General features: G+C 59.8%; 15 protein-coding genes. 12 read left to right on the top strand and 3 right to left on the bottom strand.

Translation table 11 applies throughout. From position 1 onward, the window contains the following. Positions 1 to 607 (top strand): RraA family protein (locus AC1DO7_RS35450; RefSeq protein WP_477117186.1); only part of this gene is annotated, 607 nt, incomplete at its 5' end. A gap of 202 nt (positions 608 to 809) precedes the next feature. Here AC1DO7_RS35450 and AC1DO7_RS35445 read toward each other — a convergent pair. After that, positions 810 to 1,724, bottom strand: a complete 915-nt coding sequence (locus AC1DO7_RS35445; protein WP_441619905.1) for a LysR substrate-binding domain-containing protein — start codon at positions 1,722 to 1,724, stop codon at positions 810 to 812. A 135-nt stretch (positions 1,725 to 1,859) separates the two neighbouring features. On the opposite strand from AC1DO7_RS35445, the gene AC1DO7_RS35440 reads away from it, so the two are divergent. From AC1DO7_RS35440 to AC1DO7_RS35410, 7 genes are all read left to right on the top strand, one after another. Continuing rightward, positions 1,860 to 2,243 carry a VOC family protein gene (locus AC1DO7_RS35440; RefSeq protein ID WP_441619907.1) on the top strand — a complete coding sequence of 128 codons (384 nt, stop codon included), beginning with the start codon at positions 1,860 to 1,862 and terminating at the stop codon, positions 2,241 to 2,243. Continuing rightward, positions 2,240 to 3,175 carry an NAD(P)-dependent oxidoreductase gene (locus AC1DO7_RS35435; RefSeq protein WP_441619909.1) on the top strand — a complete coding sequence of 312 codons (936 nt, stop codon included), beginning with the start codon at positions 2,240 to 2,242 and terminating at the stop codon, positions 3,173 to 3,175. The genes AC1DO7_RS35440 and AC1DO7_RS35435 overlap by 4 nt, the downstream gene beginning before the upstream one ends. Beyond that, positions 3,168 to 4,862: an IlvD/Edd family dehydratase gene (locus AC1DO7_RS35430; RefSeq protein ID WP_477117185.1), complete on the top strand. Its 1,695-nt coding sequence runs from the start codon at positions 3,168 to 3,170 to the stop codon at positions 4,860 to 4,862. The genes AC1DO7_RS35435 and AC1DO7_RS35430 overlap by 8 nt, the downstream gene beginning before the upstream one ends. Before the next feature lie 32 nt (positions 4,863 to 4,894). Next, the gene (locus AC1DO7_RS35425; protein ID WP_477117184.1) at positions 4,895 to 5,980 is read left to right on the top strand and encodes an NAD(P)H-dependent oxidoreductase; all 1,086 of its coding nucleotides are present in this window, start codon (positions 4,895 to 4,897) and stop codon (positions 5,978 to 5,980) included. A gap of 66 nt (positions 5,981 to 6,046) precedes the next feature. Next, positions 6,047 to 7,015: a Bug family tripartite tricarboxylate transporter substrate binding protein gene (locus tag AC1DO7_RS35420; protein WP_441619915.1), complete on the top strand. Its 969-nt coding sequence runs from the start codon at positions 6,047 to 6,049 to the stop codon at positions 7,013 to 7,015. Positions 7,016 to 7,435: 420 nt separating this feature from the next. Continuing rightward, positions 7,436 to 8,443, top strand: a complete 1,008-nt coding sequence (locus AC1DO7_RS35415; RefSeq protein ID WP_441619917.1) for a tripartite tricarboxylate transporter substrate-binding protein — start codon at positions 7,436 to 7,438, stop codon at positions 8,441 to 8,443. A gap of 355 nt (positions 8,444 to 8,798) precedes the next feature. Further along, the gene (locus tag AC1DO7_RS35410) at positions 8,799 to 9,761 is read left to right on the top strand and encodes a Bug family tripartite tricarboxylate transporter substrate binding protein (RefSeq protein WP_441619919.1); all 963 of its coding nucleotides are present in this window, start codon (positions 8,799 to 8,801) and stop codon (positions 9,759 to 9,761) included. Between the two features lie 19 nt (positions 9,762 to 9,780). Here AC1DO7_RS35410 and AC1DO7_RS35405 read toward each other — a convergent pair whose 3' ends face one another. Next, complete coding sequence (locus AC1DO7_RS35405) at positions 9,781 to 10,710, bottom strand: LysR family transcriptional regulator (RefSeq protein WP_441619921.1); 930 nt, start codon at positions 10,708 to 10,710, stop codon at positions 9,781 to 9,783. A gap of 125 nt (positions 10,711 to 10,835) precedes the next feature. Here AC1DO7_RS35405 and AC1DO7_RS35400 point away from each other — a divergent pair, with 125 nt between their 5' ends. The 3 genes from AC1DO7_RS35400 to AC1DO7_RS35390 are packed head-to-tail and all read left to right on the top strand — an operon-like array spanning position 10,836 to position 13,474. Continuing rightward, entirely contained in the window at positions 10,836 to 11,369 is a 534-nt protein-coding gene (locus AC1DO7_RS35400) for a phosphonopyruvate decarboxylase (protein WP_441619923.1), read from the top strand. 2 nt (positions 11,370 to 11,371) lie between these two features. Then, positions 11,372 to 11,968, top strand: coding sequence for a thiamine pyrophosphate-dependent enzyme (locus tag AC1DO7_RS35395; protein ID WP_441619925.1), 597 nt, complete (start codon positions 11,372 to 11,374; stop codon positions 11,966 to 11,968). Positions 11,969 to 12,004: 36 nt separating this feature from the next. Then, a complete protein-coding gene (locus AC1DO7_RS35390; protein ID WP_441619927.1) occupies positions 12,005 to 13,474 on the top strand; it encodes an aldehyde dehydrogenase in 1,470 nt (489 codons plus the stop codon). A 217-nt stretch (positions 13,475 to 13,691) separates the two neighbouring features. Here AC1DO7_RS35390 and AC1DO7_RS35385 read toward each other — a convergent pair whose 3' ends face one another. After that, positions 13,692 to 14,615, bottom strand: a complete 924-nt coding sequence (locus AC1DO7_RS35385; protein WP_477117183.1) for a LysR family transcriptional regulator — start codon at positions 14,613 to 14,615, stop codon at positions 13,692 to 13,694. 346 nt (positions 14,616 to 14,961) lie between these two features. Between AC1DO7_RS35385 and AC1DO7_RS35380 the strand changes: the two genes are divergently transcribed. Then, the coding region (locus AC1DO7_RS35380) for a CaiB/BaiF CoA transferase family protein (protein WP_477117182.1) at positions 14,962 to 15,767 on the top strand (806 nt) is incomplete at its 3' end.

Genomic DNA, 15,767 nt, shown 5'->3' with positions numbered 1-15,767 from the left:
GGCTTTCCGGAACGTGGTCACGCCGCACATCAGCGACAACCTGCAGCGGTTGTCCGGCGTAACAGGCCTGAAGCGATACAACCGCAGCCGCAAGCTTGTCGGTACGGCCATCACGGTAAAGGCTCGACCGGGTGACAATCTCCTGATTTACAAGGCCTTGATGGAGTTGCAACCCGGCCACGTTCTGGTTGTCGACGGCGGCGGTGATTGTACGAACGCCCTTGTGGGCGAGCTCATCATGCAATACGCGGCGGCGCGGGGCTGCGCCGGCTTTGTCCTGGACGGCGCCATCCGCGACACGGCCGCGTTCCATGACGCAGATTTCCCGTGTTACGCGAGGGGTGTCAGCCATCGAGGGCCCTACAAGATGGGACCGGGGTCCATGAACGCGCCAGTGACGATTGGGGGCCAGATTGTCTCTCCAGGCGACGTCGTTGTTGGAGATGAGGATGGCGTAGTCTCATTCCCGGTGTCTCAGGCAAGCGCTCTGCTGGATGCAGTCGCCCTCACCGCGAAGAACGAGCGGAAAATCATGGCAGAAATCGCGGGCGGCGTGAGGGAGCAGGAGTGGCTTCGCAAGGTGCTTGAGCCTCACGGCCTGTACTGATTTAGCGGTGAAGAAAGGGAGCTGTTCAGTTCGCCTCCCGAGCTCTCGACAATCAGGGCGCTTCCATGGCACCTGGAGACCGTCGCCTCATTGTCCAGTGCTTTCAGTATCCCTAGGTTGCCTGTTCGTCGGCCCCCAAATGCTTCGCAATGGGGGCCTCTTGCCACCGTACCAGAGGGGCGCCGGGCAGGTGCGGGGGCACTTAATCTGGCGACTTGCTTAGATGCTCGACCAGGAGTGCGGCCGAGCCGGAAGGCGCGCGGGCAGCGCTCGTGGCGATCAGAAGGCGTCTTTCTGCCCAGGCATCCTCGAGCCAAATGGCTTTCAAGCCCATAGGCTCCAGCTTCCGGAAGCAAACTCCGAGCGGCAGTACACCAATGCCCAGATTCGAGGCAATCATTTCCGACATCGCGTCGAAGCTGCGCACCTGGACTCGCAGCCGCAAAGGGAAGCCGATGTCGTGGGCGGCGCTGGAAATTGTGTTCAGCAATGAGCTTCCGCGATTCAGGCCGACAAAGTCATACGACAGGCAACTCCGGAAGTCGACTTTGTCGACTGCTGCCAGGGGGTGGGTCTTGGAGCAAAGGACGACCAGACGGTCCGTCCGATACGGAAGCACGTTCAGCCCGTGTGTCGGCGCGCCCTCGACGAATATTCCCACGTCGGCCAATCCTTCTACCAAGGCGCGAACGATGTCTCCACTAAGCTGCTCTTCCACCTCGACGCGGGTGTCCGGGTAGAGATGGAGAAAGCTTTCCAACGCGGAAGGCAGAAATTCGACCAAGGCAGACATGTTTGCCCATAGCCGGACGTGTCCCCGCGACCCGCTCGAATATTCGCTTAGCTCATTGCTAAACAGCTCGAACCCTTGGAACAGTCGCATCGCATGCTGGAGAGCGACATGTCCGGCCGGCGTCAGGCGTATCCCGTGCACCGTTCTCTCCATGAGAACGGCCTTGGACGCCGCTTCGAAATCGGAAATGCGGCGGCTCGCAGCCGAGAGCGCCAAATTGCACCGCTCAGCCCCCTTCGTGATGCTGCCGGTCTGAGCTACGGCGCAGAAGAGACGCAATGTGACGAAATCGACGCGGGCGGGGTTGATGAAGTCCTGTGACATGGACACATCCTAGCAAGAAAGCGCACATGCATCCTTCGCAAAACGCGAAGGATGCATGTGAAATTAGGAATTCCGCCCAATCGCCCAGCGCGCATACATTCGCTTCATTCGCGGAATTGCAAGAAGGAGACTCCCGTGATTCACCATTTGGACCATCTCGTACTGACCACGAGCAACGAGCAGGCATGCGTAGACTTCTACGTTGGCCTGCTGGGAATGACACTCGAGACATTCGGAGAAGGCCGCAAAGCCTTCAAGTTCGGCGAGCAGAAAATCAATCTGCATGTGAGGGGCAAGGAATTCGAGCCGAAGGCCCATCTTCCCGTGCCTGGCGCGCTGGACCTCTGCTTTATCGCGGCGATTGCGCTGGATGAAGTCATCGCGCAACTGAATGCCCGCGGCGCTCACATCATCGAAGGGCCAGTGGCCCGCACCGGGGCCAACTACCGCATTCGCTCGATCTACCTGCGCGACCCCGACCTCAATTTGATTGAAATCTCCGAGAGGGCCGACGCATGACTGGCGCAAAGTCCGACCGCACTATCGTTGGCTTCGTTGGCCTTGGCCAGATGGGCAAGCCAATGGCGCTGAACCTTATTCATGCCGACACGGACCTGCTGGTCGCGTCGAAGCTGCAAGACGCCTATCCGGAATTGCGGGCGGCGGGAGCTACGACGACTGAAGACCTCGCCGGATTGACCGACGCGCATATCGTGTTCCTGAGCCTRCCAGGCACGGCATCAGTACTCGATGTGCTGTTCGGCGAGGGCGGTTTGGCATCGCTGCTTCGCCCGGGGTCTATCGTCGTCGATACCAGCACCATGGAGCACGGTGCCACGATGGACATCCATGCTCGTCTTTCGGCTGCCGGCATCGCGTTCCTGGATGCGCCGGTGTCGGGTATGCAATCGCGCGCGGAAGCAGGAACGCTGACTGTCATGTGCGGCGGCGCCGAAGAGACATTCGAAACGGTCAGGCCGTGGCTCGAACGTATGGGCAACAACATTCTGTACATGGGTGACGCAGGCAGCGGACAGCTGACGAAACTCGTCAATCAGTTGCTGTTTGATATCAACTGTGCCGCGCTCGCAGAGATCCTGCCCATGTCGCGAAAGATGGGACTTGACCCGGAGAAGATTGCATCAGTCATCAACAGCGGCACGGGGCGCAGCTACGCCTCGGAATTCTTCCTGCCGCGCATCCTGGCACGCCACTTCAGCGACGGCTATCCGCTCAAGGCCGCCTACAAGGACCTGGTTAGCGCCGCCGAGCTTGGTGCGCGCCACTGCATCCCCATGCCGGTCCTTGCTGCCGCGACCGCGACCTATCAAATAAGCCTTCTGGCCGGCCACGGTACCAGCGACAAGGGCGCAATGACCCGATTCTTTGAAGACATGCTGGCCGTGCAGTTCGGCGCCGCAGCACCCCACATGGAGAACCAACATGGCTGAACCGCTTGGCCTCGACAATGGACTGACGAACTACGGTGACCGTGACTTCGCGCGTTACCTGCGCCGCTCGATGGCGCACTCGATGGGCATTTCTGGAGAGCTGCTCTCGCGACCCGTAATCGGCATCGCAGCTTCCCCTAGCGATTTCAACAACTGCCACCGCTACATGCCGCAACTGGTGGAAGCGGTTTCGCGTGGGGTGCTGGCCGCGGGCGGCCTTCCGCGCATGTTCCCCACTGTTTCTCTGGGCGAAGTGTTCCTTAACCCGACGAGCATGGTCTACCGCAACCTGATGTCGATGGACGTCGAGGAAATGGTACGGGCGCAGCCGATGGACGCTGTCGTGCTGATTGGCGGTTGCGACAAAACTGTACCCGCCCAGCTGATGGGCGCTGCATCTGCAAATCGTCCCGCAATTCAACTGGTCACCGGGCCGATGTCCACGGGCCGACACAAGGGTGAGCGACTGGGCGCGTGCACCGATTGCCGCCGCTTCTGGGGCAAGTTCCGCGCCGGAGAAATTGACCAGGGCGAAATCCAGATGGTGGAAACGCGACTGGCCACCACGGCGGGCACCTGCGCTGTGATGGGCACCGCCAGCACGATGGCCTGCATTGCAGAAGCCCTGGGCATGTCATTGCCCGGTACGGCGGCGATTCCTGCTGTCGACTCGCAGCGACTGGTAGCCGCGGAAGAGAGCGGCAGAGCGGCGGTGCGACTGGCGCACTCTCCCATTCTGCCTTCCCAGATCATGACCGGGCAGTCGGTCGAGAACGCATTCCGGGTGCTGATGGCGCTGGGCGGTTCGACCAACGCAATCATTCACCTGACCGCCGTTGCGGGGCGACTCGGCATCCGCATCAGCCCGCAACGCCTGAACGAGATTTCGGATGAGACACCAGTGCTGGTGGACCTTAAGCCCGTGGGTGAGGGCTATATGGAGGACTTCCACGCGGCCGGTGGTATGGGGGCGGTGCTCCGGGAGCTGCGCCCCTTGCTGAACCTGGACTGCCTCACGATTGACGGCAGCACACTTCGCGAGCGCCTCGATGAACCCGCCGGATGGATTGACCGAAAGGTCATTCGGTCGTTCGACCAGCCGGTAAGCAATGTCGGCGGGCTGATTGCGTTACATGGCAGCCTTGCACCCGATGGTRCAATCTTCAAGCGGGCCGCCGCCACGCCCTCCCTGTTCGAGACCGAAGGACGCGCAGTTGTCTTCGAAAGTCTGGAAGACTTGGCGGACCGAATCGATTCGCCCGACCTCGATGTCAACGCCAACGACATCCTCGTGCTGAAGAACGCCGGCCCACTGGCCGCGGGGATGCCGGAAGCCGGCTACCTTCCCATTCCCTCGAAGCTCGCGAAGGCTGGCGTGAAGGACATGGTGCGTATCTCGGATGCACGTATGAGCGGAACCGCCTACGGAACCATCGTGCTGCACGTATCGCCTGAGGCAGCGGCAGGAGGCCCGCTGGAAGCGGTACGCAACGGCGACCGGATTCGCTTGTCGGTGTCTCAAAAGAGCATCGACCTGCTGGTCGAGCCGGAAGAAATCGCACGCCGTCTTGCCGAGCGCAAGCCACTGCCTCGGAAGCGCGGCGGATATCAGGAGCTCTATCAGCGTACCGTCATGCAAGCCCCCGAAGGCTGCGACCTGGACTTCCTCGCCCAGTCCCGTATCTGACGCATTTCGTTTCCACCTCACTGGATTGGACCATGAATTTCTATCCTCAGTTGCTCGCGCGTGCCGAGCAAGGCAAGCCCGTGCGCGTTGGCCTCATTGGCGCAGGCAAGTTTGGCTCGATGTACCTGGCGCAGGTGCCTCGCACACCTGGCGTGCACATGGTTGGCATTGCTGACCTTGTGCCGGCAAACGCCCACGCCAGCCTTGAACGCGTGGGCTGGGAGCCCGGTCGCGCCAAGGCGGCATCGCTCGACGACGCGGTTCGCACAGGCTCGACGCATGTCGGAGACGATTGGGAGGCGCTTGTCGCGCACCCCGGTGTCGACATCATCATTGAATGTACGGGTAACCCGATTGCTGCCGTCTGGGACCACTGGGGCGTGACGGCCGAGCAGGCTCGCGTCGGCGGCATGAACCCGAAGATGTTCAATGCCTTCCTCGATGGTTCCAAGCCGGCTATCGAAAGCACTGCCATTGCAAATGCCACCGGTCTTCAGGTGCAGGCCGAAGGTATCACCTTCGCGCCGGCGTCCGTCGAGAAGATTCCCACCGTCATGCGTCTCAAGTCCGACGGCGGCGTGTTGTCGGCCAAGGGTGTGGTCGATGTGGTGTCGTCGCTGAACCCCGACGGTACCTCTGTGGGCTACGACATCCGCAAGGGTGTGTGGGTCTGCGTTGAGGCACCGACTGAGTACATTCGCCGCTGCTTCAAGGAGTACCAGGTCTTCACTGACCCCGACGGGCAGTGCATGGTGCAGTACAAGAAATGGCACCTCATCGGCCTGGAACTGGGCATCTCCGTGGCAAGCGTCGGGCTCCGCGGCGAACCGACTGGCGTGGCACAGCACTTCAATGCGGACGTCGTCGCAACCGCAAAGCGGGACTTGAAGGCAGGGGAAATGCTTGATGGCGAAGGCGGCTACACGGTGTTTGGCAAGCTCTTCCCAGCGAAGGAGTCGCTCCGTGTTGGCAGTCTGCCTCTGGGTCTCGCCCATAACCTGAAGCTGCGTCGCGATGTCTCCAAGGACCAGTCCCTCACTTGGGAGGACGTGGTCATCGACGCAGAGCAACCGGCCTACCGTGTTCGTAAAGAGATGGAAGCACTGTTCCGGAAGTAACGGAAAACCGGTGACAAGGCCGGGATGGCAAGGCCTTCCCGGCATATATATCAAGGAGACAGAAAAATGAAATGGAGCGTTAAAGCCGCTGTGACGGCGCTCGTACTTGTGTCCGCATGGCCGGTGCTGGCAGCAGACGCCTATCCCAGCAAGCCTGTCACGATGGTTGTCCCGAGCGCACCCGCCGGGTCGACCGATATAGTCGCGCGGCTCATCGGCGAGCAGCTGACCAAGGACCTGGGGCAGCCTATCGTGATTGAAAACCGGCCTGGTGCCAGTGGAAACATTGGCACAGAAGCTGTCGCACGAGCCAAGCCGGATGGCTACACGCTCCTGATGCAATATTCTGGCTATCACGTGGGCAATCCGGCGCTGTTTCCCCAAGCGCGCTGGAAACCCAAGGACTTCGTATCTGTGGCCCTGGTGATGCGTGCCCCGCATGTCGTCGCTGTCAGCGGCAAGATTCCGGCTCAGAACTTGCGCGACCTGATTGCCTTTGGCAAGAAGAACAATCGAGGCTTGTTCTTTGCGTCATCGGGCAACGGCTCCATCCAGCATATCGCGGGCGTCATGTTCGGCAATCAAGCGCAGGTCCCGGTAACCCACGTCCCGTACAAGGGTGCCGGCCCGGTGGTGAGCGACCTCATTGGCGGCCAGGTCGACATGTTCGTGACGACACCGCCGTCGGTAATCGGTCAGGTCAAGGCCGGGAAAATCAAGGCACTGGCTTACACGGGGCCCAAGCGCCATCCTTCGATGCCTGATGTCCCGACAACTGCCGAAGCGGGCCTGCCAAGCTACAACGTGGAGTCCTGGTTTGCGGTATTCGCGCCGGCGGGCACTCCGCCCGACATCGTCAAGAAGCTCTCCGCATCGATCCAGAAGATCGCGGAAAGCCCGGAGTACAAAAAGAAGATCGAGGAGCAGGGTGGCTTTGCTGCCTACATGGATCCTCCGACCCTGGATAAATTCGTGACCCAGGAACTCGCCACTTGGGCGAAGGTGATCAAGGACGGAAATATCACCGCCGAATAATACCGTGATACCTATCCGCCCTCTGTGCAATGCAGAGTTGGCTGATGGGTATTGTCCGACGAGGTTCAACGAGCGGAAAGCACTCTGCTGCGTGACCGGTTGTGGCAGCGGTCAGATCAACACGGCGAAATCTCTTTGGGACGGCGTTCCCTTCGACGGACTAGTCTTCGCGTGCCCCGCGTGCTGTCTCGCTCGCGCCTCATCTCCACGCGGCATTCGTGCCCAGGCTGAACTGCGGGATAGCATCTGTGCGGCGTCTACGGGATGAGCTCCAGTCAAGGAGTCGTGGCCGGCGTTCGCCCGAGCCGTATGGCCCATTCAGAAAATCCGGATTCTCCCCGTGCCTGTTCTCCGGCAACCTTGCCACTACCGAGGAAATAGGCAGGCCTGTAGCCTGCCAAGACGATATTGGAGACTGACATGATTTGCAGAACCGGAGTAAAGCGCCTTTGCCTTGGCGCCAAGTGGCTGGTCATGGGGGTAGTGGGGTTCGGGATTTCCTCGGGAGTGATGGCCGAAAATGCGTTCCCGTCAAAACCCATCACCCTCGTCGTGCCGTTTTCGGCCGGTGGTCCGACGGATGTGGTTTCCAGGGCGCTTGGTCAGGCCATGTCCAAGGACCTGGGGCAAAGCGTCATCGTGGAGAACCGCCTGGGCGCCGGCGGAACGGTGGCGGCTGCATATGTCGCTCGAGCACAGCCGGACGGCTACACCATCCTGATTCACCACAATGGGATGGCGACCGCGCCGGCGTTGTATAAGAAGCTTTCGTACGACCCGCTAAGGGACTTTGCGTACATCGGGCAAGTTGCCGATGTGCCAATGACGCTTCTCGGGCGTAAGGACCTTCCGCCCACAACGGCTGCTGACCTGGTCAAGTTCGTGACCCAGAACAAGGACAAGGTCTCTCTGGCCAACGCCGGTCTGGGTGCAGTCTCGCAACTGTGTGGGCTCCTGTTCGAGGAGGCCGTGAATGCGAAGATGAACTCGATTCCTTATCAGGGTACGGGGCCGGCACTTACTGCATTGCTGGGCGGTCAGGTCGACCTGCTGTGTGACCAGACGACCTCGACGCTGTCGCACATCAACGCCAACCGGCTCAAAGTTTATGGGGTCACCACGGCGAAGCGAATCAAGGCGCTTCCCAATACGCCGACCCTGCAAGAGGGTGGTCTCAAGGGTTTCGAGATGAAAGTGTGGCACGGGCTGTACGCTCCCAAGGGTACCCCGCCGGCAGTGACAGCACGTATCACGAAGGCTCTGCAGAAGGCGCTGCAGGACCCGATGGTCTCCAAACGACTCGATGAGCTTGGTGCCGAGATTGTTCCGGTAGACAAGCAAACTCCGGAGGGGCTGAAGACTTGGCTTAAGGCGGAAAGCGACAAGTGGCAACCGTTGTTGAAGACGATGAAGGTAGAGGCGGACTAAGACGCTCGCTTGCGTGGATGGCCCAGTACCACGGCCATGCGCGTCGGAGCTAGTGAAACCCGTGACGACGAAAACGCCGGCATTGCGAATGCAAGCCGGCGTTTTCGCGTTTTTGCCCCGCGCCAAGCGCGCATTCAGAACATCCTAGGACGACCCAGGGTTACGTCGGCCCGGCGCGTCGCCGCCTGTGCCAAAGGATGCGGGGTTGTCCCAGTGATTTCCGGGCGCAGCCAAAACATCCACTGATGGCAGCAGCATTATTTTCTATTTCACCATGCGCCTCCGTACTAGATACCATCGATGCAACGGGTATCGATGCACACACCACCCGACCAAATAATTACCTGGAAGAGACATGAAACGCTTGCTGGTTCAAGTGGGGATTGGTGCGCTCGTAACCTTTGGCGCTCAAGCGCAGCCGGCATACCCGGACCATCCGATTCGCATGGTTGTGGGTTTTGCCGCCGGTGGAAGCACGGACCTGGTGGCCCGCATTGTGGGCAACAAGCTGGGCGCCATACTGGGCCAATCTGTCGTCGTGGAGAACAAGGCGGGGGCGGGAGGCACTATCGCCACTGACGCCGTGGCCAAAAGCAAGGCCGACGGTTACACGCTGCTTTTTGGCACTAGTTCCCATGCCATCAACACTTCCTTGTACAAGACTCTGCCGTATGAGCCCAACGCGGTAGTGCCAGTTGCGCTGGTGGCAGCCGTGCCGATGGTTCTCGCCGTGAATCCGTCCGTCAAGGCAGACACGGCCAGGGAACTGGTCGACGACATCAAAAAGAATCCTGGGAAGTACAGCTACGGTTCGGCAGGAAAGGGTAGTGCGCTGCATATGGCGGTGGAGTTGCTCAAGTACCAAGAGCATCTAGACATTGTCCACGCGCCATTTCGAGGCGCAAGCCAGGCAGTTCAGTCTGTGATTTCCGGCGATCTCCAGTTCATCACTGATGCGGTTACTACCGCAGGACCGATGATCAAGGCCGGGCGCCTGAAGCCTCTTGCCGTGACGACGGGCACACGCTCCAGTGTGCTGCCGAATGTGCCGACGATGAAGGAGGCTGGCTTTCCAAACTACGAGACATCCATCTGGAACATGGTGATGGTGCCTCGAGGCACGCCGGCCCCTGTCGTGCAGAAGTTGAGCGCTGCGTTGTTGCAGACGGTCAAAGACCCGGAAGTCCGCGAGCGGCTAGCCAAGATTGGAGTTGAGCCCATCTTGGACTCCACACCCGACAAAGCCGCCAGGTTCGTTCAGGCCGAGACGCAACGATGGGCAGACGTTATCAAGGCAGGAAACATCCAGCCGGACTAACGGTCGCCAATGCATGCCGCTACGGGCCTACCCACTCGGCGCCTGGCCAAGCTCCATCAAGCACCAGCCGTTTGGCCAGGGTCACCAGTTCCGCCGAAACAAAGCTCGCGGCTGGGGACATTCGACGCGTAGCCGCATGTGCCAGCACGATTCGCCGGGAGAGGTTGGGGGAGGTAATTGGTGCAGCCGCCAAGATGCCTTTCTCCAGCTCTTCGGATACCGCCGAGCTGGGCAGAACCGTGTACCCAAAGCCCTTTGCAACCAGAGATTTCTGGACAGCCAGGGAATTGGTCTCGACCGCGATAGTGGGTTTGATTCCTGCGACAGCGCATGCATGCTCGACCACTGTGCGAAGACCGTGTGGCGCGTTTGGTAGCACCAGCGGAAGGTCTCGAAGGCTCTCGATGGTGTGCGCATCACCTTGTGGAACAGTGCCAGGCAGGCCGACCAGATAGAGCTGTTCGTCGAGCAGCGCCTCTACTTGCAGGCCAGGGGAAGCCTTGATGTCGTACAAGAGCGCTATCTCAACGTCGCCTGCCTCAAGCCACTGCAGGAGGTTGCCTGCGTAGCCCACATTGAGCCGGACAACGAGTTGCGGATGCTTGCCTTTCACGGTTGCGACAAGTTCTGCTGCCAGTAACTCACACGTGCTCGGCAGCAGACCGATGGCGGCTGTGCCTGAAATCGCCCCTTTCACTGGCTGAATCTCAGCCTTGGCCCGGTCCAGTTCGCGCAACGCGCGCCGGCCGTACTCAACCAATGTCTTACCGGCCTCCGTGAGGACCATTCCATGCCGCTCGCGCTCAAAAAGCTCTACACCGAACTCCTCCTCAAGCAGCCTGACATGTCGGGAAACGGCAGGTTGAACGATGCGAAGGAGTTCGGCGGCCTTGGTAGCGCTCCCGGTCTCGGCGATGGCCAGCAGTGCACGCAGTTGTTTGATGTCCATGTATCTCCGACGGCACGTTTTGACTATCCAAATTACTGATTGGAGGAATCAAATTATTGTATTTCATAAAGCCTTCCAGTCAATTATATGATAGCCGAAGTCATTCCCCACCGAGACAATCTCCCATGACCAATCCAAATTCCGAGCCCCTAGCCTGGCAAGAAGATATCTTTCAAGTCCTCAAGCAAAACGGGGTTCGCCAGGTTGCTTACGTGCCGGACGCCGGCCATTCTCATGTCATCAAACGGGCCAAAGAGGACCCCGAAATCCGCGACGTTGTTCTTACCACCGAAGAAGAAGGTGTCGGTGTTGTCAGCGGCGCATGGCTGGGTGGCGAGCGCGCGGTCCTGCTAATGCAGAGCAGTGGTGTTGGCAACTGCGTGAATATGTTCTCGCTGCTGGATAGTTGCCGCTTCCCGTTCTTCACCATCGTCACCATGCGCGGCGAGTACGCCGAGTTCAATCCGTGGCAAGCGCCAATGGGCTTGGCCACCGCCAAGGCGCTTGAGCTGATGGGCATCACGGTGTATCGCGTGGACGCGCCGGAAGATGCCGCAGAACTCATCGACGCGGGACTGGTCTCCGCATTCGACGCGGGACAACGCGTCGCCATTCTTCTCTCTCAAAGCCTCATCGGCCGCAAAAAGTGGGTGCGCTGAACATGACTACCTCGACCTCCAAGTCGGCGATTAACCGCCGCGAATTCGTTGCCGCCCTGCTGAGGCAGTTTCCCGATGCACTCGTCGTGACGGGTCTCGGCTCCCCTTCGTACGACGTTTTTGCGGCCGGGGACCGTCCTTCCAATTTTTATCTTTGGGGCGCCATGGGCGGGTCTACCTCGGTTGCGCTCGGGCTGGCCCTGGCACAACCGGAAAAGCAGGTCATTGCCATTACAGGCGATGGCGAGCAGCTGATGGGTATTGGCAGTCTCGCCACTGCCGCAGCTCAAAACCCCAGGAACCTGGCAGTTGTGATTCTTGACAACGGTCACTTCGGTGAGACCGGCATGCAGCAAAGCCATACCAGCCTGGGCACCAACCTCGCAAAGGTGGCAGCCGGATGCGGTGTGCGCTCGACGCTCGAAGTCTCCGAGATTGCGGAACTGGAGAAGCTGACGCAGGCAATCAAGAATGCGGATGGCATGACCGTGGCCCAGGTGTACATCGCCGCGGAAGAGCATCAGCGCGCTCTGCCCCCGCGCGACGGTGTCTTCGTCAAGAACCGCTTCCGTCAGCACCTGGGATTCGCGCCGCTCTAGCTCTAGTCTTCTAACCTATCCGGACAGCATTGCGCCATGAAGCAGTATCAAATGTTCATCGACGGGACCTTCGCGAATGCGAGCGATGGTCGTTGGTTCGAAACCCAGAATCCCTTCACCGGGAAAGCCTGGGCCCAGGTCGCTCGCGGCACGGAGGCGGACGTCGACCGCGCGGTCAACGCAGCCGATAATGCGTTCCGCGCTGGCCCGTGGGCAGAAATGACAGCCACCCAGCGTGGCGCTTTGCTGCGGAAGCTAGGAGACCTTATCGCCAGGGATGCCGAGCAGCTGGCTGAGTTTGAAGTGCGGGACAACGGCAAGTTGCTCGCTGAGATGAGCGCGCAGGTCAAGTATCTGCCGCAGTGGTTCTACTATTTCGGCGGCCTTGCCGACAAAATCGAGGGAACAGTCGTTCCGCTCGACAAGAAGGGCTACTTCAACTACACGCGGAATGAGCCCGTGGGGGTCGTGGCCGCCATTACACCGTGGAACTCCCCGCTAATGCTGTTGGCGTGGAAAATCGCGCCGGCGCTGGCCTCCGGGTGCACGGTAGTCGTAAAGCCGTCCGAATTCACTTCGGTCTCTGCTTTGGAATTGGCTCTGCTCTTCCAGGAAGCCGGCTTCCCGGCGGGGGTGTTCAATGTGGTGACGGGTTTCGGAGCCGAGGTTGGGTCGCCGCTTGTCACGCATCCACTTGTCAAGAAGGTGACGTTCACAGGCTCCGACGCCACCGGCCGCGCGATCAATCAGCAATGCGCGGCACAGTTTAAGCACGTGAGTCTGGAGTTGGGCGGCAAATCACCCAACATCGTGTTCAACGATGCAAGCATGGAGGATGCAGTTAACGGCGCTGTCTCGGGAATCTTCGCGGCCAGCGGACAAACCTGCATCGCAGGCTCGCGTCTGCTCCTGCAGGAGGATATCCACGACGAGTTCGTCGGGAAGCTCGTCGCGTTGGCGAAGACGGCAAAGCTTGGCAATCCAATGAACGCGTCGACGCAAGTTGGCCCCATCACGACGCCGGCGCAGTACGAAAAGGTTCTCGCCTATATCAAGATTGCAGCCGACGAGGGTGCAGACCTTGTGCTCGGCGGCCACCCTGCCTCTTGCGGCGATGGCTGGTTCGTCGAGCCCACCATCTTCTCCAATGTGACGCCGCAGATGCGCATCGCTCGCGAGGAAGTGTTTGGTCCGGTACTTTCGATTCTGAAATTCAAGGACGAAGACGACGCTGTCAGGATTGCCAACGACAGTTGCTACGGGCTTGGAGCCGGCGTGTGGACTTCAGATATCGGCAGGGCGTTCCGGATGGCGGAAAGGATTCAGGCTGGCACCGTGTGGGTGAATACCTATCGCGCCGTCAGCTTCATGTCCCCCTTTGGCGGCTACAAGGACTCGGGTCTGGGGCGTGAGAACGGAATTGATGCCATCCGCGCGTACCTCCAGACAAAGAGCGTGTGGATTAACACAGGCGCCCGTTCAGGGAATCCGTTCACTATTCGTTGAGTCGTGGCCTGCGCGGATGCTTGCGCCGCGCAGCGCCCGTATTTCCGGCGGTTGATAAGCTGCCTTCGGCTGCACCAGGGCGAATAGGTGCCGCGGCGCCTGCCAAAGAACGTGATGACAAAAAGCGGAATCTCACTGGATTTCGCTTCCACTGGGCGTCAGCCGAATAGGGAGCTTCGCCCCGGAGTGCTGCAGTCGGTTGATACCCAATTGCCGCTCATGCAACGCGTCCACACGGACTACCCCCCGCGGCCTCCGCGACTTTGATGAGTTCGTCGATAAGGGCCTTCGCGCAGCCAGGAAGCCCCTCCAGATCCCGGGCAATCACTACGCGCTCGCGTATGGCCCACGGTTCATCGAGTTCCAGAATTTCYAGCTTCATCGTCTGACGATGGCGGAGAGTCGTCGATAGCGGAAGGATGCCAATGCCAACCCCGGCTTCTATCATGCGGCACATGGCCTCGAAACTACGAACCTGAATTCGAATTTGCAGCTTGCGGCGCTCGTCGCGGACGAGGTCGGTAAGGAACGCGTGAAGTGTGCTTCCTTCATGCATGCTTACATGCTCATACTCTAGTGTGTCAACAAGCGAAACGTTCGACCTTTCCAGCAGGGGGTGCCCGACAGGCGTCACCAACACCAACTTGTCCGTACTGAAATGGACGACCTCGAGCCCCTCCGGGTTTAGCGGCCCAGAGATGATTCCCAAATCGGCGCTGRCGTCCAGCACCCCTCGAATAATGTCGCGCGTCTGGCGCTCCTGGAGGTCCACTGTGACTGCCGGTCGCTCTGCCATGAAGCGGGCAAGCACCTCAGGCATGAATTCCGTGACTGCGGTTGTATTCGCGAAGATGCGTATATGGCCGACCGAATCCTTCGAGAATTCCTCAAAGTCACTGCGCACGTGTTCGAACTGGCGCTCGATGACCCGCGCATGTCGAAGAAGACGTTCACCCGCGGGAGTGAGGGCCAGCCCCTTGCTTTCACGATAGAAGAGCCGGGTTCCCAGCTGGTCTTCCAGCGCCTTAAGTCTCGCACTAGCCGCAGCGGGGGACAAAAATGCCTTTTTCGCCCCGCGAGACAGGTTTTCCTCCTCGGCGATGCGTGCGAACAGTCGGAGGTCGGCGAAATCAAAGTGCATAAAGTACTCCTTCAGCATAACTGTATCAAGGCGTCACTTTTGTCGCAAAGGATGTTTTTAGGAACACCTGCCAGGCGTGGGTGGTAGTGCTCCCAGGCACTGCTTTCGGTGAGGCCGAACGAGTGGTTCGAGAATTCGAGATTTACCGTAGGTCACCGTGCTGCGAGACTAGTCCCAAGCGCAGGAATGCAAATATTCCGAGATGTAGCCGATACCTGCCGGTAAAGCAGGATGCGCCGGCATCGCGTGGCGAGTCCTGATTTAATAAGCGGCTGCCGTGCACCAGATTCTCTTGCCCGTTCCCGCTGCGGTGGGCTAGGCGAGGTACTTTCTTACTAAGGCTGCTATGCGTCCCCTTGATGGCATCACCGTTGTTTCTCTAGAACATGCAATTGCCGCCCCCTTTTGCACCCGCCAGTTGGCCGACCTAGGGGCTCGGGTCATCAAGGTCGAGCGGCCGAAAGTTGGCGATTTCGCCCGGGGTTACGACGAGCGGGTGGATGGCATGTCCTCGCATTTCGCCTGGACGAATCGCTCGAAGGAGAGTCTTGCTCTGGACCTCAAGCACCGCGAAGCGCCCGCCATCCTCCAGAAAATCCTCGACAAGGCCGACGTGCTTGTCCAGAACCTTGCCCCAGGTGCTGCTGACCGACTCGGCCTCTCCTACGAGGTGCTGTCGCAGCGGTACCCAGGCATCATCGTCTGTGACATCTCAGGGTATGGCAATGATGGCCCCTATCGCGACAAGAAGGCCTATGACCTGCTCATCCAGGCGGAGTCTGGATTTGTTTCTATCACCGGTACGCCTGAGAGCCCATCGAAAGCGGRTTGCTCCATTGCCGACATTGCGGCTGGCATGTACGCGTACACCAACATCCTGGCCGCATTGTTGCAGCGTGGAAAGACCTGCAGGGGTGCGCATATCGACGTCTCGATGCTGGAGAGTATGGTCGAATGGATGAACTATCCACTCTATTACGCTTTTGACGGGGCCACGCCGCCTCCGAGGGCAGGCGCATCGCATGCCACCATTTTTCCCTACGGCCTGTTCACGGCCGGTGACGGAAAGACCATCATTCTCGGTCTCCAGAACGAGCGCGAATGGGATGCCTTCTGCCGGGTTGTCCTGGAACAGCCTGCACTTGCCACGGA

It is taken from the genome of Cupriavidus sp. 05N40, from assembly GCF_056397305.1.
Note: the sequence above shows the minus strand (reverse complement) of the source record. Positions and strands in the feature narration are given on the sequence as shown.